The organism is Stenotrophomonas pictorum JCM 9942 (genome assembly GCF_001310775.1).
In the GTDB taxonomy this organism is placed as follows: Bacteria; Pseudomonadota; Gammaproteobacteria; order Xanthomonadales; family Xanthomonadaceae; genus Stenotrophomonas; species Stenotrophomonas pictorum.
In genome coordinates, this window is record NZ_BAZI01000016.1 from 1 (window position 1) to 17867 (window position 17867).

At 64.6% G+C, this 17867-nt stretch carries 16 protein-coding genes and 2 pseudogenes; 1 reads left to right on the plus strand and 17 read right to left on the minus strand.

Annotated features, from left to right (window positions below):
• From JCM9942_RS02245 to JCM9942_RS02310, 17 genes and pseudogenes are all read right to left on the minus strand, one after another.
• The coding region (locus tag JCM9942_RS02245; protein ID WP_304941099.1) for a transaldolase family protein at nucleotides 1–220 on the minus strand (220 nt) is incomplete at its 3' end.
• A 16-nt stretch (nucleotides 221–236) separates the two neighbouring features.
• Nucleotides 237–1427 (minus strand): CaiB/BaiF CoA transferase family protein, encoded by a 1191-nt coding sequence (locus JCM9942_RS02250; RefSeq protein ID WP_054657287.1) that lies wholly within the window; start codon nucleotides 1425–1427, stop codon nucleotides 237–239.
• Nucleotides 1428–1588: 161 nt separating this feature from the next.
• Entirely contained in the window at nucleotides 1589–3445 is a 1857-nt protein-coding gene (locus tag JCM9942_RS02255) for a glycoside hydrolase family 127 protein (RefSeq protein WP_083468371.1), read from the minus strand.
• Nucleotides 3442–5631, minus strand: coding sequence for a formylglycine-generating enzyme family protein (locus JCM9942_RS02260; RefSeq protein WP_241772638.1), 2190 nt, complete (start codon nucleotides 5629–5631; stop codon nucleotides 3442–3444). The genes JCM9942_RS02255 and JCM9942_RS02260 overlap by 4 nt, the downstream gene beginning before the upstream one ends.
• Before the next feature lie 37 nt (nucleotides 5632–5668).
• A complete protein-coding gene (locus tag JCM9942_RS02265) occupies nucleotides 5669–6622 on the minus strand; it encodes a ribokinase (RefSeq protein WP_054657288.1) in 954 nt (317 codons plus the stop codon).
• Nucleotides 6619–7998 (minus strand): serine hydrolase domain-containing protein, encoded by a 1380-nt coding sequence (locus JCM9942_RS02270; RefSeq protein ID WP_054657290.1) that lies wholly within the window; start codon nucleotides 7996–7998, stop codon nucleotides 6619–6621. Before JCM9942_RS02270 ends, JCM9942_RS02265 begins: the two co-directional genes overlap by 4 nt.
• A complete protein-coding gene (locus JCM9942_RS19570) occupies nucleotides 7998–8327 on the minus strand; it encodes a TonB-dependent receptor (RefSeq protein WP_054657292.1) in 330 nt (109 codons plus the stop codon). The genes JCM9942_RS02270 and JCM9942_RS19570 overlap by 1 nt, the downstream gene beginning before the upstream one ends.
• A complete protein-coding gene (locus JCM9942_RS02280; protein ID WP_054657294.1) occupies nucleotides 8288–10132 on the minus strand; it encodes a TonB-dependent receptor in 1845 nt (614 codons plus the stop codon). The genes JCM9942_RS19570 and JCM9942_RS02280 overlap by 40 nt, the downstream gene beginning before the upstream one ends.
• Before the next feature lie 106 nt (nucleotides 10133–10238).
• Nucleotides 10239–11042 carry a TonB-dependent receptor domain-containing protein gene (locus tag JCM9942_RS19830; RefSeq protein ID WP_343123471.1) on the minus strand — a complete coding sequence of 268 codons (804 nt, stop codon included), beginning with the start codon at nucleotides 11040–11042 and terminating at the stop codon, nucleotides 10239–10241.
• A gap of 983 nt (nucleotides 11043–12025) precedes the next feature.
• A pseudogene (locus JCM9942_RS19835) lies at nucleotides 12026–12412 on the minus strand (TonB-dependent receptor plug domain-containing protein); the annotation flags it as partial.
• A 247-nt stretch (nucleotides 12413–12659) separates the two neighbouring features.
• On the minus strand, nucleotides 12660–12794 hold the full coding sequence (locus JCM9942_RS19840) for a hypothetical protein (RefSeq protein ID WP_256202269.1): 135 nt from the start codon (nucleotides 12792–12794) through the stop codon (nucleotides 12660–12662).
• 74 nt (nucleotides 12795–12868) lie between these two features.
• Nucleotides 12869–13000 (minus strand): annotated as a pseudogene (locus JCM9942_RS20595) (LysR family transcriptional regulator); the annotation flags it as partial.
• On the minus strand, nucleotides 12979–13488 hold the full coding sequence (locus JCM9942_RS02295) for a LysR family transcriptional regulator (RefSeq protein ID WP_425478292.1): 510 nt from the start codon (nucleotides 13486–13488) through the stop codon (nucleotides 12979–12981). The gene JCM9942_RS02295 and the pseudogene JCM9942_RS20595, both read right to left, overlap by 22 nt.
• Before the next feature lie 137 nt (nucleotides 13489–13625).
• The gene (locus JCM9942_RS19845) at nucleotides 13626–13766 is read right to left on the minus strand and encodes a hypothetical protein (RefSeq protein WP_256202268.1); all 141 of its coding nucleotides are present in this window, start codon (nucleotides 13764–13766) and stop codon (nucleotides 13626–13628) included.
• 11 nt (nucleotides 13767–13777) lie between these two features.
• A complete protein-coding gene (locus tag JCM9942_RS19850; protein WP_054657300.1) occupies nucleotides 13778–14884 on the minus strand; it encodes a sodium:solute symporter family transporter in 1107 nt (368 codons plus the stop codon).
• On the minus strand, nucleotides 14881–15990 hold the full coding sequence (locus tag JCM9942_RS19855) for a Kelch repeat-containing protein (RefSeq protein WP_054657302.1): 1110 nt from the start codon (nucleotides 15988–15990) through the stop codon (nucleotides 14881–14883). The genes JCM9942_RS19850 and JCM9942_RS19855 overlap by 4 nt, the downstream gene beginning before the upstream one ends.
• 150 nt (nucleotides 15991–16140) lie before the next feature.
• Entirely contained in the window at nucleotides 16141–16998 is an 858-nt protein-coding gene (locus JCM9942_RS02310) for an HpcH/HpaI aldolase/citrate lyase family protein (RefSeq protein ID WP_054657304.1), read from the minus strand.
• Nucleotides 16999–17141: 143 nt separating this feature from the next.
• Between JCM9942_RS02310 and xth the strand changes: the two genes are divergently transcribed.
• The coding region (gene xth, locus JCM9942_RS02315; RefSeq protein WP_054657306.1) for an exodeoxyribonuclease III at nucleotides 17142–17867 on the plus strand (726 nt) is incomplete at its 3' end.

Sequence of the window (17867 nt, forward strand, 5' to 3'; positions counted from 1 at the left end):
CGTTGGCAACAGCCTGCCTGTCACCGGACTGGGCCTGGCCCCACTGCAATTCGCGCTCGATCAGGCCCGCGTAGACCGGCAGGTCGAGGGCTTTCCTCACCAGCGTGGGGTTGGTGGTGCAGTCAACCGGCTGCAGGCGTTTGATCGCCTCGTAATCACCGGTATCGGCGACGACGATCGACAGTTCGCGCAGCTGGGCGAGTTTGGAGGGCGAGGTCATGCGGTGTTCCTTGCAGTCAATCGGCGGAAGGGGCATCGAGCAGCGCGCCCACGGCAGCGGTGTCCTGATCGAAGACGGGAGCGGCGAACGGTTGCGGGCCGGGCGTGCGGCCGAACACGATCGGGCGGGTAATACCGCGGTAGCTGCCCAGCAGCGGGTGCGGCAGCGAGGCGATCATGTCCTCGGCCAGCACCTGCGGGTGGTCGAACATGTCCTCGACCTTGCGCGCGGCCGCGCACGGCACCTCTTCGCCGAACAGTGCTTCCCATTCCAGCGCGCTGCGCGCGGCCAGTGCGGTATGCAGCTGCGACAGCAGTAGGCTGGCGTGTTCGGCGCGTTTGCGCACGGTGTCGTAGCGCGGGTCGCTGGCCAGTTCGGCCAACCCGGTCTTCTCGCACAGGGCCTGCCAGAACCGCGGTGTATTGGCCGAGACATAAAGATAGCCATCGGCGGTCGGGTGGATGCCGGTGACACCGCCCGAGCGCATGTCGCGCCCCACCACTTCGGGTTCACCCTCGGCCCAGATCATCCGCGCCGACTGCATGGTCAAGGCGCTGCGCAGCAACGACACGCCAACGAACTGGCCTTCGCCACTGCGCTCGCGCTCGTACAGCGCCGAGGACACCCCGGCGGCCACCAGCGCGGCGGCGTAGTAGTCCACCACCGAACCGTAGAGGATTTCCGGGGCGCCACCGGCCTTGCCCTGCATCATGCACATGCCGGTCATGGTCTGCAGCACCTGGTCGTATCCGGCCTTGTCTTTGAGCGGACCCTGCTCGCCGTACCCGGTGACCGAGCAATACACCAGCCGCGGATTGAGTTTGTGCAGGCTTTCAAAGTCGATGCCAAGACGGGCCGGAACGCTGGGGCGGAAGTTGTGCACCAGCACGTCGGCTTCGCGCACCAGCCGCATCAGTACTGCGCGCTGGTCGGACTGCTTGAGATCCAGCACCACCCCGCGCTTGGAACGGTTCACCCCCAGGAACGCGCGGCTTTCGGCTTCCAGCGTGGACGGGTACTGGCGCAGATTGTCGCCAACCGGTGGCTCCACCTTGATCACTTCCGCGCCCTGGTCGGCCAGCAGGGTGCAGCCGTACGGGCCGGCGATATAGGCGCTCAGGTCCAGTACGCGCACGCCGCTGAGCGGGCCGCGGGCACCATCGCGCCGGGCGATGTCGAACGGAGATGGGTTGTTGCTTGCTGACATGGGCTGCACTCGAATCCTTGATCGCAGTTTCCTCCGCGTGCACGGGAGGAAACATATCGTGCGGGTATTTTCAGCGAGGACAAAAAGCAGGGATCGCCTTGCCAACGCCTTCCTCTCAACCGCTGCCTGCACCCTGCAGGGGGCAGACGGTGGCAACAGCTTTATTGCGGTGCCAATGACAGCCACGTGAGGCGCCATGCACCGTGCTCACGTCCACCGCAGCGGTAGTACGGTGTGAACGCCAGCGGCGCGCGGCACTCCAGCTGCATTGTCACCGGCGCGCCTTCACCGTCGTCTCGGCCCACCTGCAGCCAGCGCGAGGGATCACCTTCCGGCAGCTTTATCGTTTCATCGGTCTTGAAGCCATCGATCAGCGTGGTCGCATAGACCAGCGGGCCGTAGCTCAGGCCGATGTACTCCCAGCGCAGTACTTCCTGTGCCACCGGCGAACCGTCCGGTGCACGCGATTCCTGCACATTGATGTTGGCGGCGCGGTGCAGCTGCGGCTGCATCGGCAGCTTCACGCTGACCAGATCACCGGCCTTCCATTGCCGCTGCAGCTGCACGTAGCCATCCGCGCCAACCTGTACCGGTACGTTGATGCCATTGACCTGGATGCGGGCGTCCTCGGCCCAGGCCGGGATGCGCAGGCCGATGCCGAAGCTGGCGCTGTGCTCGGGCGTCACCCGCAGGCTGATATCACCGTTGAACGGATAGCGGGTCTGCTGCTGCAGCACCACCTTGCCGGCATCTGCATGATGGAGCGTGGCTTCGCCGGCCCCGTACAGGTTTACCCGCAGCCCGCCATCAGCTGCAACGCCATAGGCGATCTGCGGCAGCTCTTCCACCGCCATTGCACCGGAGGATTTGCAGCAGCGCCAGTACGTGGTGTGCACGCGCTTGCCGTTGGGAAAGGTGTAGTAGCACCAGTCCTCACCGTTGGGTGCCATCGCGGCCAGCAGGTCGTTGTAGGCGGTACGCTCCAGCTCGTCGGCATAGCGGGCGTGGCCGCTGATGGCCAGCAGTTCACGGTTGAGCTGCATCCAGGCCAGTACCGAGCAGGTTTCCACATAGGCCTGCGGGAAGAACGTACGCGGTGCGTTGAACACCTCGCGCGAGCGATGCGCCACGCCGCCCCACGGGCCCCCGCCCAGGGTCAGGTGCTGCTCGCGGATGTTGTCCCACAGGTTGTCGATGGCCCGCTTGTAATCGGCGTTGCCGGTGGCCTTGTACAGCTTGGCCAGGCCCACCAGGTTCCACGACAGCTGGTAAGCCTTGCCGGTGGCGATGAAGGCCGCGTCTTCGTTGGCGATGCCCTTGTCGAGCAAGGCCAGGCGCGGATTGGCATTGGCCTGCTGCAGGATCTTCTCGGCCAGCGCCAGATAGCGTGGCTCGCCGGTGACCAGGTACAGGTCGGCAGCCGGGTCCAGCAACACCGTGGCCGACATGCCGTGATGGTTGCCCAGGGTGGTGATGTCGATGCCGCCGTCCAGGGTGTCCCAGCACAGGTCGGCAATGCGGCGCGCCGCCTGCAGGTAGGCGTCATCGCCCAGCGCACGCCAGGTCTCGATGAAGCCCAGCAGCAGGTAGCTGTGAGTCCACATGTCCCAGGTGCGCAGCGCCGGCTCGCCGTTCCAGCTCTCGGGCTTGGGCGGCTGCGGCACGGTGAAGCGGCGGTTTTCGGCGTAATTGCCCAGGTAGCCATCGGCATCCTGCTGGCTGATCAGCCAGTCGGCCACGCGGCGCAGGTTGGCTTCCAGCTGCGGCTGGCCGCCCTGGGCCACGGCACGGGCGGTGGCCGAGAGCCACTTGCCGGCGTGTTCGCCGTACCAGTCGCCTTCCTGGTTCTGCTGCTTGTGGGCCTGGCCGAAGATCGAGATCGACGGGCTGTTCTCGTCCACGATGAAGCTGGACAGGCGCCCGGACCGGTTGGCCGCGAGCATGTCGCCGAACACGCCCCCCAGCTGCACGGCGGCCGGGGCGATCAGCTGCTGGCTGAAGGTGATGGACGCGCTCATGCCGCATCCACCACGCAGCGGAAGCCGAGCATGCCGCTGCGGTCCTTGGCCGGGGCCATCAGCAGGTACTTGCCGTGCTGGTCCAAGCGGTAGGCCTGCGGGAAGTACCAGTGCGAGGTCTGCGGCTGGTAGCTTGATCCACCGCGCAGGATCGCCACGCGGGTGTGCTCGTCGCCAAATTCCTCGGTCCACTGCCAGACATGGCCGACCAGGTCTTCCACGCCGAACGGGCTTGCCGCCTGTGGGAAGCTGCCCACATCGTCAGCGGGGAGGATGCGGCGGCCACGGTTGATGCGCGGCACGCGGGTGTCATCCCAGTCGTTGCCCCACGGATAGCTGCGGCCGTCGGTGCCCTGCGCGGCGTACTGCCATTCCCATTCGTGCGGCAGGCGCTTGCCGGCCCAGGCGGCATAGGCGCGGGCATCTTCCAGCGAGACCCACACCACCGGCTTGTTCTCCCAGCCGGCGCGCGGCGCGCCATCGACCCAGTGGGCCAGGAAGTTGATGTTGTCGGCCGGTGCATAGCCGGTGGCATCGGTGAAGGCCTTGAACTGGGCATTGGTGACCAGGTGGCGGTCGATGTGGAACGGGGCGATGTCCATCACCTGGCGGTGGTGGCGGCGCGGCACCGATTCCCAGGGGTACTGCACGTCCTGGCCGGCCCAGTTGAAGCCTTCGATTTCCACACCGCCCACGGCAAACACGAACTCGCCGCCCGGCACGCTGACCATGCCTTCCGGTGCCGTGGCGGCCGGCGCGGTCGGGGCGATGTCCACGATCTGCTGCGGCAGCGCCTTCCAGGCGCCCGAATAGGCCGACAGCGGCTTGGCGTTGGCTTCAGCCGTCAAGGCAATGAAGTCGTCCAGACCGTCGACGTTGGTGCCAGTGGCTATGCTGAGCACGGCGCCGAAGCCGCGCGCTTCGATGTCGAAGGACAGGTAGGCCTTGCCATCACGTATCGCCGGGCTCAGCTCGCGGCCGTTCCAGACATCAAAGTAGCGGGTGCCGTCGACGTGATCGATGGCGATCTGCTCGCCGCACACGTCGTATTCGAAGCGGTTGATGAAGGTGCGCAGGGCCAGGCCCGCGACCGGGAACACGCTGGCGAAGATGCCGCCCTGCAGGCACACCTGGTACGGCGCCCAGTCCATGGCCACCACCAGCTGCGGGAACTGGCGGTAGATGCGGGCGATGCGGCGCAGGGTCTCGCCGTCACGGTCGGTGAACTGGTTCCAGATGCCCCAGATGTTTTCCCATGCGTTGTAGCCGATGCCGTTGAAGAAGCAGTACTGCAGGTCGTGGTTGCGGTTGCGGCCCCAGCGGTTCTCGTAGTTGACCATGTGGCGCGGTTCGAGCCACTTCCACTTGGACACCGGCGGCACCGGGCCGTCCGGGGCCTTCTTGCCCCAGCTCTGCACGTTCCAGATCAGCTGCTCTTCGGAGCTGATGGTCGATTCGGGCTGCACCACCACCGGGTTGCCACGGGCATCGCAGGCGTCGAAGAACGCACGCGGCACGCCGTTGAAGGTGTCACCGTTGATGCCGTCGGCACCGGTGTACTGGATGATTTCGGCCAGGCCGTCCCAGTGGGTCACACCCGGGTCGCGGGTGCCGTGATCCCAGGGCTTGGCCGGCAGGAACACCTTCACCCCACGGGCCTGGAAGGCCTGCACCGCGGCCTTCAGGCCATCGATGCCGCCGGGCAGGGTGTGGGCCAGGTCGAACTGGTTGCGGTCATCGATGCCGATGTTGGGGTAGATGTACCAGATCAGCACCGAATCCAGCCCGCCGAAGCGCGCCTCCAGGTCGTCCAGGTACTTGTCCACGGTGTACTGCGCGGTTTCCACGTCATAGAAGTAGCGGTCCTCGACCATCATCTGCGCATGGACGAAGTTGCGCTGCGCCCACTGCAGTTCCGGGCGACGGTAATTGACGTCGGTGTAGCCCAGACGCACCAGGTGCTCGGTGCGCCAGTCGCGCAGCTCGGTCAGCCAGTCGCCGGCCGAGGCATTGGCGTCGATCATCCAGCTGCCGATGTCGGCAAACGGCCAGGCCGGCGCCTTGCCCGGCGTGGGCAGGTAGCGGCCGGTGGTGACGTGGGAGAATTTGTACTCGGTGGTGACTGCCTCACGCCCGTGATCGGCTGCTTCATTGTCGTAGTCGGGGATCTGATAAGGCATGGTCATGGGCGAGGCATCCAGCAGGGAACGGAAAGAAAAAGCATCAAAGCGCGCACCATGCCGCGAGCGCGGCATGGGCGTCATCACCGGGTCGGCGGGTGCGGTCCGCCAGCAACGCGGCAACTTCGGAGAAGGTAGGAATGCTCGACTGCGCGCCCAGCCGGGTGCAGGTCAGCGCCGAAGCGGCACTGGCCATCAGCAGGGCATCTTGCAGCCGGGAATTGCGGGCCAGCGATGCGATCAACGCGCCGCAGAAGGTGTCGCCGGCAGCGGTGGTATCCAGCGGCTCGATCCGGAATGCCGGTTGCAGCAGGATCTGCCCGTCCACGCGTGCCAGGCACCCCCGTGCCCCCAGCGTCACGATCACGCATGGCACGTCCACGCGCGCCAGCCCGGTGGCCAGATCCGGAGGGTTGCCGGCCACCACCGCCAGTTCGCCCTCATTGACGATCAGCATGTCCAGCAGCGCCAGCAGCGCATCGGGCAGCGGTTGCGCGGGGGCCGCATTGAGCGCGACCTTGACCCCGGCCGCACGCGCGGCGCGTGCATAGGCGGTGACCGTGTCCAACGGTGTCTCCAGCTGGAGCAGCAGCCAGCCGATGCCGTCCAGCGCTGGCAGGTGTTCGGCGCGCAGTGCCATGTTGGCGCCGGGCGCGACGGTGATCGCGTTCTCGGCGTCGTCGGACAGACAGATGAAGGCGGTGCCGGTTGGCAATGCAGCGTCACGCACGGTGTGCAGCAGCACGCCGGCGTCATGCAGCGAAGCTTCAATCGGCCTGGCGAAGTCGTCCTGGCCCAGGGCGAGCAGCATCTGCGTGGCGGTGCCACCGGCGCGCGCGCAGGCCACCGCCTGATTGGCACCCTTGCCGCCAGGGAAGGTGCGGAACTCCCGGCCGAGCACGGTTTCACCCGGGGCCGGCACGTGCGAGGCACGTACGACGAAATCGAGATTGGCCGAGCCGGCGACGAGTACAGTGCGGGGCTGGATCTGGGTCATGGATGTATCGCCTCATCGACGAGGTTGTAGAACCGGGTACTGATGCGCGGCAGATCCTGTGCGCCGCCGGGGAGGTGCTGCAGCATCAGGATCGCGACCAGTTTTTTGCCCGGGTCGATCGTGTAATAGGTCGAGGCGGCACCGGACCAGCCGAACGCGCCGGGCGCGGCGGTGCGGCCTTTCAATGCCGGATCCAACAGCACCGAGCCGCCCAGACCGAAGCCCTCGGCATCGCTGAATTCGGTGACCGGCTTGGGCAGCGCGGTGTGCACCAGCTGGTTCTGCAGCATCAGCGCCACGGTATCGGCGCGGAGCAGGCGCACGCCATGGGACTGGCCGCCATCGAGCAGCATCTGCGCGAAACGGCCGTAGTCATCGGCGGTGGAGTACAGCCCGCCGGCGCCGCTGCGATAGGGCCGCAACGCGGTGCCGGGTGCACGTGCATGCGCTTCATCGGCCAGCACCAGCGTGGCGCCATCGCCCATCGTGGTCAGCTCGACCACCCGCGCGCGCTGTGCCAGCGGCACTTCAAAGCCAGTATCGAGCATGCCCAGCGGGGTGAAGATGCGTTGTTGCAGGAACTGCTCGAAGGGCATACCGGCGACTACTTCCACCAGTCGCGACAGGGTCTCGGTGGAGGTGCTGTCGTAGCGGAAGCGGGTGCCGGGTTCGGCGGCCAGTGGCACCTGGCTCAAGCGTGCGGCGTACTCGGCCAGCGTGTCCACCTCGCGCACCCGGTGCTGTTCCAGCAGCTGCGTCACCGCTTCGAACCCCTCGCCGCCGGCGGCGAAGCCGGCGGTGTGGGTGAGCAGATGACGCACGGTGAGGGTGCGGGTTGCCGGGCGCAGTTGCGGGGCGGCGGCGCTGCCGCCGGTGAACAGCTGCAGCTTGGAAAATTCGGGGAGGTGACGTGCCACCGGATCGTCCAGACCCAGCTTGCCCTCGTCCATCAACATCAGTGCCGCGACCGAGGCCACGGTCTTGGTCATCGAGTAGATGCGGAAGATGCTGTCACGGCGCATTGGCCGGGTATGTGCCAGATCCTGCCAGCCATAGCTGGCGGCATGCACGGTCTTTCCGTCGTGCAGGATCAGTGCGACCGCGCCGGGATAGCCGCGCTCGGCAGTTGCATCGCGCAGGAAGTCGTCGATTGCCGGCAGCGTTGGTGCCGCTGGCAGGGCCACCGGTGCCACTGGTAGCGCGGCGCTGCTGGGCGCGGTGGCGCAGGCCACCAGCGGCAATCCCGTCAAACAGAGCACGGCGCCCAGGGCCAGGCCCCAGGCACCGCGGTACAGCCACACCGCGTCACGCCGGCCACCGGGGCCGGCATGATCGCGATGACGGAGGCGCACGCCCCTGGCTGTGAGGTCGCTCATCAGAAGTTGATGTTATGCGACAGGGAGAACACGCGACCGCGACCGGCCATCCAGTCGTCGTTGCTGTTGCTGGCCTCGGAGGTGGTGAGGATGTACTGCTTGTTGAGCAGGTTCTCCACGCCCAGGGTCAGCTTGCCGAAACGGCCGGTGTCGTAGTTCATGCTCACATCGAGCAGGGTGCGCCCGGAGGTGTGTTCGGCGCCGCTCTTGCCCTGGTTGAGGGTGCGCGAGAGCAGGGTCATCGCGCCCAGGTTCAGATCAACCTGCGGTGCCAGGCGCCAGAACAGGTTCACACCGATCTTGTCCGGACTGACATCGTTGGCGCCCATGCGCTTGTCCAGCGGCCCGTTCTTGGTGAACCAGTCTTGCCGACGATGTGCGAGTACATCGCATTGACCTTCAGGTCATCGCTGAAGTCGTAGCTGCCGCTGAACTCGATGCCGTTGATCTTGACCGGGCCGCGGTTCATGACGAAATCGCCGGTGACCGGATCGGTGCTCAGCGACACACCGAAGTCCGAGTCGCTGCGGTAGTAGGAGCCACTGAATGTGGCGTTGCCGGTGCGCCAGTTGAAGCCGATTTCCCGGTTCTCGACGATGATCGCCTGCAGATCGAGGATGCCGCTGACGCTCTGACCCGGCTTGTTGATGTTGCGCAGCGGAATACCGACGTTGGGCAGGCTGAAGCCTTCCGAATAGGAGGCATAGGCCGACAGCTGGTCGGTGAAGCGATAGACCACGCCGAGGTTGGGCAGATCGGCCTTGTAGTCCAGCTTGCCGCCTTCCACGAACACGCGCTTGTTGTAGTAGGTGGTGGTGTAGCTGTCCACGCTCAACTTGCCGTCTTCCTGGCGCAGGCCGCCACTGACCGTCAACGGGCCGATGTCCCACGACAGCTGGGCATACGGCGCGGTGCTGGTGTACTCCATCGGCGGTACCCACACGCGCTGCGTCAGTGCCAGCCGCTGGTCGGTGAGGTCCTTGACCACGTCCACACCGGCACGCAGTTCCAGCCCTTCAACGCCGAACAGCTCGCCACGGGTCCACGAGGTGCGCACGCCGCGCTTTTCCGAATTGACTTCGGACTGGTCGACCAGCTGGCCGAGCGGTGCGAACAGCGGGTCCTGCTTGTCCGAGCCGTTCTCGGCCGGATAGCGCATCGCCTGATCGGCGCGGTAGGCGTCGGCGAGCAGGGTGCCGCCGAAGAAATCGGCGTGGCTGTAGGACAGCGAGAACTGGTTGAAATTGTTGAACTCGGTCTTGGCGCCCAGCGGGGTGCCGGCGATCGAGGTCGAGGTGACATTGTTGGCACGGTCACCGTTGATGCCGGTGTAGTTGCCCTTGCCGGTCAGGTTGAAGCGGCTGAGCGTGGCCTGCAGGCGCTGCATGTCCGCTTCGCCGAAGTTGGTGCCCACTTTCAGGAACAGGTTCTTGGACTCGGAATCGTTGATCGTGCCTGAGCCGCGCATGCCGATCTTGCGGCCCTTGGCGTCATAGGCCATGCCACGGTCCACGAACGAGGTGGACAGCAGCAGGTCGTAGGCGTCCTCCTTGTGGCCGAAGGTCAGGCCGACCTTCCAGCCCTCGCTGTCGTCGCGGCCTTGGCTGCTGTAGCGGGTACTGACGTTGGTGTGGCTGCCTTCTTCCGGTGTCTTGGAAATGTAGTTGATGATGCCGCCCGCCGCGCCCACGCCTTCCGCCGCGGAGGGGCCGTTGACCACTTCGATGCGGCCGATCACGCCCAGGTCGGTGAAGCTGCCGGCACGGTTGGTCTCACGCAGCGGCGAGGTCTGCGGAATGCCGTCGAACAGGCGCAGCGCGATGCGGCCGCGCAGGGTTTCACCGGAGTTGGTCAGTGCCTGGGTCGATTCGGAGTAGCCGGGAATCGTGCGCGTCAGTACCGCGGTGGCGTCCTCGGTCAGACTCAGCGAATTGTTCAACTCCTGCAGACTGATGATGCTGACTGCGCCCGGGATGCGGTCCACCGCCTTGGGCGCACGGGTGCCGGTGACAATGACGTTGTCCAGCGTGGTGGCGCTGGGTTTGTCGCGATCTGCCACTGTGGTGTCCTGTGCGTGTGCGTTTGCCGACAGCAGCAAGGCCAGGGTTATGCTCGATGACAACAGGTTCTTCATGGTGCGCTCTCTCTCCAAAACGCGGTGGTGGTGCGGCTGGCGCCAACGGGGCGCGCGAAAAAAAAAGCGCCACCAAAGCGGCGGCGCTCTATGCATCAAGCCTCTGTCAGAACTTGATGGTATGGCTCAGAGAAACCATCCGGCCACGGCCGGAGAAGTAGTTCTGCCAGCCCGGCAGCTGCGACCAGGTCAGCACGTACTGCTTGTCGAACAGGTTCTCGATGCCTACAGACAGCTGGCCATAGCGGCCGGTGTCGTAGTTCACGCTGAGATCCCACAGCGCATAGCCGTAGGTGCTCTCTTCGTTCTCATAGACATCGCCGTTGGTCGGATTGGTGAAGGTCTCACGGAGGTCGCGGCTGAAGGTTTTGCTCACGCCCAGCGTGGCGTTGAGGTTGTCGGCCGGGGTCCAGGTCAGCGAGGCGTTCACCTTGTCCGGTGAGATGTCCAGGATGCCCATTTCCTTCACCAGGCCCGAACCTGCGTAGTACTGGGTCTGGCCGCGGATGCGCGAGTACAGGAAGGTGGCCTTCCACTGGTCGTTGAACGTCCAGGCGCTGTTGAGCTCGATGCCTTCGATCTCCACCGGAGCACGGGTGAGGATGAAGTCTTCGGTGACCTTGTCGATGGTCAAGGTGGAGCCGAAGTCGGAGGTCGAGCGGTACGCCGACGCGCCGACCTGGCCCTTGGCGCCACGCCAGTTGAAGCCGATTTCCTTGTTCTCGGTGATCAACGGCTGCAGGTCGGCGATACAGGACACGGCCTTGCATGGGCTGTTGGCCTGGATGTTGCGCAGCGGAATACCGACGTTGGCAATGCCAAAGCCCTCCGAGTACGACGCGAACACCGACCACTCATCACTGATGCGCCAGATCGCACCGAAGTTGGGCATGTTGGCCTTGTAATCCATCTTGCCGCCCTGCACACGGGTATTGTCGCGGAAGGCACGGTCGTGTAGCTGTCGATCTCGAGCTCGCCGTCTTCGCGGCGGATGCCCGCATCCAGCGTCACCGGACCGATATCCCAGCTCAGCTGGGCATAGGGGGCGAGGCTGGTGTACTTCATCGGCGGCACCCACAGGCGGTTGGTCAGTGCCAGGCGCTGTTCAGCGGTGTCTTCCACCAGATCCAGGCCGGCGCGCAGGCGCAGCCCCTCCACCTTGAGCAGGTCGTTGTAGGCGTAGCCGAAGCGCAGCCCCTTCTTCTCGCTGTTGATCTCGGACTGGTCCCAGATACGCTCGGCTTCCGGTGGCGCCGGCTTGACCAGCTGGCGATCCGAACCGTTCTCAGGCACGTAGCGCATGGCCTGTTGTGCCCAATAGGCGTCCACGCTCAGGTCGCCACCGAAGAAGTCGGCGTTGGTGTACTTGGCCGCGAACTGTTCGAAATCATTGAACTCGGCCAGTGACCCGGCGATGGAGCCCTTCACGGCGGTGTTGGTGGACGGCACCGGGCATTCGACCGGATCGAAACGGCAGCCTTCCTCCGGTTTGTAGTTGTGCTTACCGCCGATATGGAAGTTGCTGTAGCTTGCCTGGATGCGCTGCATCTGGCCTTCGCCGAAGTTGTAGCCGCCCTTCATGAACAGGTTCTTGCTGTACGAATCGGACAGCGAGCCGGAGGTGTTCAGGCCAACCCGGCGCCCGTCGCCGTCGTAAGCCACGCCGCGGTCGATGTAGGCACCGCTGACCAGGAAGTCGGCCGCATCACCCTTGTAGGTATGCATGATGCCGATCTTGGACTGCGCGCTGTCATTCTTGAACTGGGTGCCGTAGCGCGTGCTCACGGTGGTCTCGTGGCCGTCCACGTCCGGATTCTTCGACAGGTAGTTGATCACGCCACCGGCACCACCGATGCCCTCGGCGGCCGAGGGACCATTGATGACTTCGATCCGGCCGATGACGCCCATGTCGGTGAATGTGCCGTTGCGGTTGCCCTCGCGCAGCGGCGAGCCCTGTGGCACGCCATCGAACAGGCGCAGCGCGATGCGGCCGCGCAGGGTCTCACCGGAGTTGCTCATCGCCTGCGAGGATTCGGAATAGCCCGGCACCATGCGTGCGAGCACCGCAGTGGCGTCTTCGGTCAGGTTGAGGGTGCGCTGTACTTGTTCGGGGGTCACCAGGGTGACCGCGCCGGGGACCTTGTCGATCGCAACAGGAGTGCGGGTACCGGTGACGATGACCTGGTCCAGGTCGGTGGCGTTCTTGTCCTGCGCCTGGGCAGGACTCATCACGCATGCGAGCAGTGCCGCACTGATGGCTGCGGAAAGTGGCTTGATCATTGATTTCTCCCCCGTTGGAAAAAAACAGCGGGGACAATTGGGGATTGTCAGCGCCGAATGGTTTGCATGGACGCAAGCGTCCAGGTCGCCGACCCGTGTGTACGTCCCTCCCAGGGCGCTGCAAGCACAACCGGCAATACGCGTGAGACTAGAGCCGGCTCCAGGGTGATAGAACCGAGGCTATCTATGTTCATTCCCTAGGGTTTGTTGCTTATCGCCCCCTGCGCACAGGCGCAGGACCGCTGTTTCAGCGCTGACGCTCGTTCAACGCGGCGCGGGCTTCTTCCAGCAACACGTTGACCAGCCGGATCCGCACCGAAGATCGCGACCAGGCCACGCCGATCCGGCGCGGTTCGCTGGGCAGCGGCAAAGGGATGCGCACGACATTGAGCCTTCGGGCCACGGTCTGGCCCAGTCCGGAACCAGCGATACGCCAAGGCCCCGGTCCACCATCACCGCGATGGCGTTCAAGGCGTTGAGTTCGAAACGCTCGCGCGGCACGATCCCTGCCTGGCGCAGATACTCGTCGGCCTGCCGGCCACCCCATTCATGGCGGTCGTAACGTATCAGTGGCTGCTCGCAGAGCAATTCGTGTGGGTCGCGCCCGGCAAAACGGGCCGGCGCCAGTACACCAGTGGTTCCTCACGCAGCAGCTGCCAGTTGCAGGTCTTGGGCAGCGGAAAGGGTGCCTGCATCACCATCGCCGCATCCACGTCGCCGCCTTCCACCGCGCGGTACAGGTCCGCCGAATAGCCGGGTTTGATGAAGACGTTGATCTGGGGGAATGTGGCCACCATCCGCGACAGGATGTCCGGCAGCAGTCCGGCCAGTGCGGTGGGGCACGCGCCCAAACGCAATTCGCCTGCCAGATCGTTCTCGTTCGCCACGCTGCGCAGGTCGGCGACGTTGCGCAGCAGGTCGCGCGCGCGCTGCAATATGCGCGCGCCTTCCTCGGTCACGCTCACCGTACGTCCGGCGCGGGCGATCAGCGGCACGCCCAGTTCGCGTTCCAAGGTGCGAATCTGCTGGGCCACGGCGGCCGGCGTGATGTGCAGCAAACGTGCGGCGGCGGCCATCGAGCCACGATCGACCACGGTGACGAATGTATTGAGGAACTGGGTTTCCACGATCTACCTCTCAGCTGCCAAGCACGCTACATCAGCCGACCAGCCGGTGCGATGGACCAAGGTCATGGTTCAACGCCCAGGGGTCGTTATGCCGTGTCCTGTTTGTAGATGGTCAGACCCTTCAGCGAGGCTGCCGGCGGTGGGAAGAAGAGGCTGGCCAGATAGCCGATAACGATGCACAGCAGGATGGAGATGGCCAGATAGAAGTACGGATGGACCAGACTCATCGACCAGAAAATCAGGGTGATGAGAATGCTGCCGCTACGCCGATCGCCACGCCCTGCCAGTTGGCACGGCGGGTGAACATGCCCAGCGTGTAGGCACCGGCGAAACCGCCGCCGAGCAGTCCCGCCAGTTCGATGGAGACATCGAACAGCGAATGGATGTCATACCTGCTCATCACCAGTGCGATACCGATGGCGATCAAACCGACCAGCACCCCGATCCACTCGGCAAACCGGACGCTCTGCTTGGGAGTCGGATTCTTTTTAAGCCTCTCGTAGAAGTCGACAGAGGCCAGTGTGGAGACGCTGTTGATGATGCTCGACAGCGTGGACATCGCGGCGGCGAAGATACCGGCGATGATCAGTCCGGTCACCCCCATCGGCAGTTCGGCCGCGATGAACAGCGGAAACGTGGCATCAATCGGCAGGAGGGGATTGAGTCGTTCCGGATTGTTCTTGTAATACACCCACAAAGCGGTGCCAATGCCGTAGAAAACAAAGCCCCCGGGAATCATCATCGCCGCGAACGTCCAGATGGAACGTCCGGCTTCCTTGTCGGACTTGGTCGAGAGCACGCGCTGCATCAACACCTGGTCTTTGGGGAACGTCAGCACCACGTCGAACACGACCAGGAAGATGAAGCCCCATACCGTGGCTTTGGTCAGATCGAAGCTGAAATCGAACAGCTGGGTCTTGTTTTCGGCCATGGCCGTGGACAGGAACTCCGGCATGCCGCCGTTGATCTGCTGGATGATGAAGCCGATGGCGAAGATGGCGCCGCCGAACATCACGAACACCTGCACGAAGTCGGTCCAGATCACCGCTTTCATGCCGCCCATCGTGGTGTAGATGATGGTGAACACCCCCATCAGCAGGATGCTCCAGACCACATCAATACCGGTGATGGTGGAGATCGCCAGCGCCGGCAGAAACAGGATCACGCTCATCCGGCTGCCGATCTGCATGACGATGCACAGCCCGCTGGCCAGCATGCGGATGGTCGGATGGAAACGGGTTTCCAGATAGGAAAAGACGCTCATCAGGTCCAGGCGGCGTAACAGTGGCACGATCCAGATCGCCACGAACATCAGGCCCAGAACGGCGATCAGGTTGTTGGTCATGTACTGCCAGTTCGTCTCGAAAGCTTGGCAGGAATGGCGATGAAGCTGATGGAGCTTGTGTTGGTGGCATACAGGCTGATGCCGGCGGCCCAGAAAGGAATGCTGCGACCGCCGACGAAAAAGTCGGAGGTGCTGCCATGTTTTTCCTGGAAATAGAACCAGGCGCCGATGCCGAGCATCGCTGCCAGATAGACGATGATCACTGCCCAGTCGAGCCAGCGCAGCAGGTGTTTGCTGCTTTCTATCTGTGCGTACTGGAATTGACTGCCGCCAGCGCCGGTGCTGGCCCACAGCAGGCCATTGCCCCAGCTGGTGATCGCCTGCGGTGCGGCAATGGCGGGCGCATCTTCGAGCGTGTTCCAGGCACTGGTGATCGAGTGGAAGGTCCGGGCCTGGATCTTCCCGCCTGGAGTTTTCACCAGCATCAGCAGATGGGCCTGGCCCAGGGCGCGCATCGATCCGTCGATGAGCTTGCCTTGCAGCGGTGGCATCGACTGCCAGCCGTCTTCAGCGGACCAGCGCCATAACTGGTCGTTCTGCTGTGCACCACCCACCACGGCATACAACCTGCCTCTCTGGGCCTGCAGCGCGCTGGGTGTGCCGGTTTGCGGCCAGACGGTCTTCGGCTGCCAGGCGCTGGTGGCAGAGGCTGCAAGGCTGCGGCTGTACAGACGGGTAGCGCCCGTATCGTCATTGCCGCTCAGGTACAGCGTATCGCCCAGCACGGTGGCATGGGTCGAGGTCAATGCCAGCGGCAGTGGCACCGCACTGCCCTTCTTCAGATCGTTCTTTTGCAGCTGGAGTGGCTGCAGGCGATCGCTGGTGCCTGCGGCGCTGCCTTCCAGCAGATAGGCCCGTCCGCCTGCGGCTATGGCCCCGTGTACCGTTGCATCGATCTTGCCCGTCAGCAGTTCCCAGGCCTTGTTGTCGGCGCGCAGTGCCCATGCCTGACCTTTGCCGAGCGCCACGGTACGGCCATCGATGCTGAGCAGTTCCTCCGGGGCGACATTCCCCGGCAACGGCGGCAGGGTGCCGGCGCTTACCGTAGTCAGGCTCTCGGCTGCCACGGTACTGCTGACCATGAACAGCATGGTGATGGCGATCATGCGCAGTGGGTGTGCGCAGTATCGGAGCAGGGTGGGGACGAAAGCGCAGGCCGCGGATCTGGACATGGAAGGACCGGGTAAAAGGTGGGCGGGTCCGGACAGGGCCGCCGCACGATAGGCAGAAGGAATTCGAACGTCGACGGAAGCGATCTAGATTGAGACGGGGCGCGCTGCGGCGAGCAATGCTTCGGCGCGACGCAGAAAAGGCAGGTCGATCATCCGGCCTTCGAACAGGAATGCGCCGCGGCCGCTGTCACTGGCCTTGGCCGCCGCGGCCACAATCCGCTCTGCCTCTTCGATCAGCGCCTGGGGAACGCGGAAGATATCGTTCGCCAATGCCACCTGGCTGGGATGGATGCAGCTTTTGCCGATAAAGCCCAGCCTTTGCGCCATCTTTGCTTCGATACGGAAACCCTCACTGTCGGCCACATCTGGCCAGGCGCCATCGCAGGCGAACACACCCGCTTCGGCGGCGGCCATCTTCAATACGGAGAGGGTGAAGTGCACGTTGGCCGGATCGCGCGCAATGCCGTTGGGCGCGAACATGTCACCCAGACCGAGCTGCAGGCCGGCCACGCGCGAATGCGCCGTGGCCAGCTCAGCGGCCAGGCGCAGGCCACGCGGGGTTTCAATATTGAGCAGCAGGCCGATCGGCCGGGTGACGCCGTTGGCGATCTCGGCCTGGTCCAGCGCGGCAGCGATGTGGCGAATCTGCGCGACCGATTCAATCTTGGGTACGTTCAGCAGCCACAGGCCGGGCACAGCCACGGCGGCAAGATCGGCGGCGAAGTGCGGGCTGTCACTGCCATTGGTGCGGACGATGAGACGCTTGCCGGGGGCGGTGATGTCGGTGCGGGCGAGGAAGCTGGCCACCTCTTCACGGGCGGCCTGCTTTCCCGCCTCGGGTACCGAATCTTCCAGATCAAGGGACAAGGCGTCGGCCGGGCCGGCCATCGCCTTGTCGAACAGTTCCGGACGTGCGCCGGGTACAAACAGCTTGCTACGCATGGCTTCCCCTCATCTCCACGGGCAGTCTGCGCGAATCGGAACGCTGAAAAAGTGTATTCCCCAATATTCACTAGATAGGCTTTGTTGCCCTTTGCAGGGGAACTGGCCTCCCTTTGCGAGGGCGCCGGATTAGAATCACTGCCATGAAAATCGCTTCGTGGAACGTCAATTCGCTCAACGTCCGCCTGCCGCATCTGGAGCAGTGGCTGGCCGGCTTCGCCCCCGACGTGGTCGGCATCCAGGAAACCAAGCTGGAGGACCACAAATTCCCGGACACACGCCTGCTCGAACTGGGCTACCGCAACGTGTTCGCCGGGCAGAAGACCTACAACGGTGTCGCGCTGCTGGCGCGGCAACCGATCGAGGACGTGCAGATCGGCATTCCCGGCTTCGAGGACGAGCAGAAGCGGGTGATCGCCGGCACGGTCGATGGCGTGCGCATCATCAACCTGTATGTGGTCAACGGCCAGGATATCGGTACCGACAAGTACGCCTACAAGCTGCGCTGGCTGGAGGCGGTGCACGACTGGATTGCCGCCGAGCTGCAGAAGTATCCGCAGCTGGTGGTGCTGGGCGATTTCAACATCGCCCCGGACGCGCGCGATGTGCACGACCCGGCCGTGTGGAACGAGGAGCACATTCTCACCTCGGCGGCGGAGCGTGGCGCACTGGAGAAATTGCTGGCCCTGGGGCTGCATGACGCGTTCCGGCTGCACAACGACGCCGCCGGTGTGTTCAGCTGGTGGGACTACCGTGCGGCCGGCTTCCGCCGCGATCTGGGCTTGCGCATCGACCTGACCCTGGTGTCCGAGGCGCTCAAGCCGCGTGCGGTGGCCGCGGGCATCGACCGCGAGCCACGCACCTGGGAG

Excerpts from the sequence above, each read along its gene's own strand:
- JCM9942_RS02250 (WP_054657287.1), bottom strand. The coding sequence starts at position 1,427 with ATGTCAGCAAGCAACAACCCATCTCCGTTCGACATCGCCCGGCGCGAT.
- JCM9942_RS02255 (WP_083468371.1), bottom strand. The coding sequence starts at position 3,445 with ATGAGCGCGTCCATCACCTTCAGCCAGCAGCTGATCGCCCCGGCCGCC.
- JCM9942_RS02260 (WP_241772638.1), bottom strand. The coding sequence starts at position 5,631 with ATGACCATGCCTTATCAGATCCCCGACTACGACAATGAAGCAGCCGAT.
- JCM9942_RS02265 (WP_054657288.1), bottom strand. The coding sequence starts at position 6,622 with ATGACCCAGATCCAGCCCCGCACTGTACTCGTCGCCGGCTCGGCCAAT.
- JCM9942_RS02270 (WP_054657290.1), bottom strand. The coding sequence starts at position 7,998 with ATGAGCGACCTCACAGCCAGGGGCGTGCGCCTCCGTCATCGCGATCAT.
- JCM9942_RS19570 (WP_054657292.1), bottom strand. The coding sequence starts at position 8,327 with ATGGGCGCCAACGATGTCAGTCCGGACAAGATCGGTGTGAACCTGTTC.
- JCM9942_RS02280 (WP_054657294.1), bottom strand. The coding sequence starts at position 10,132 with ATGAAGAACCTGTTGTCATCGAGCATAACCCTGGCCTTGCTGCTGTCG.
- JCM9942_RS19830 (WP_343123471.1), bottom strand. The coding sequence starts at position 11,042 with ATGGATTACAAGGCCAACATGCCCAACTTCGGTGCGATCTGGCGCATC.
- JCM9942_RS02295 (WP_425478292.1), bottom strand. The coding sequence starts at position 13,488 with ATGGCCGCCGCCGCACGTTTGCTGCACATCACGCCGGCCGCCGTGGCC.
- JCM9942_RS19845 (WP_256202268.1), bottom strand. The coding sequence starts at position 13,766 with ATGAGTCTGGTCCATCCGTACTTCTATCTGGCCATCTCCATCCTGCTG.
- JCM9942_RS19850 (WP_054657300.1), bottom strand. The coding sequence starts at position 14,884 with ATGACCAACAACCTGATCGCCGTTCTGGGCCTGATGTTCGTGGCGATC.
- JCM9942_RS19855 (WP_054657302.1), bottom strand. The coding sequence starts at position 15,990 with ATGATCGCCATCACCATGCTGTTCATGGTCAGCAGTACCGTGGCAGCC.
- JCM9942_RS02310 (WP_054657304.1), bottom strand. The coding sequence starts at position 16,998 with ATGCGTAGCAAGCTGTTTGTACCCGGCGCACGTCCGGAACTGTTCGAC.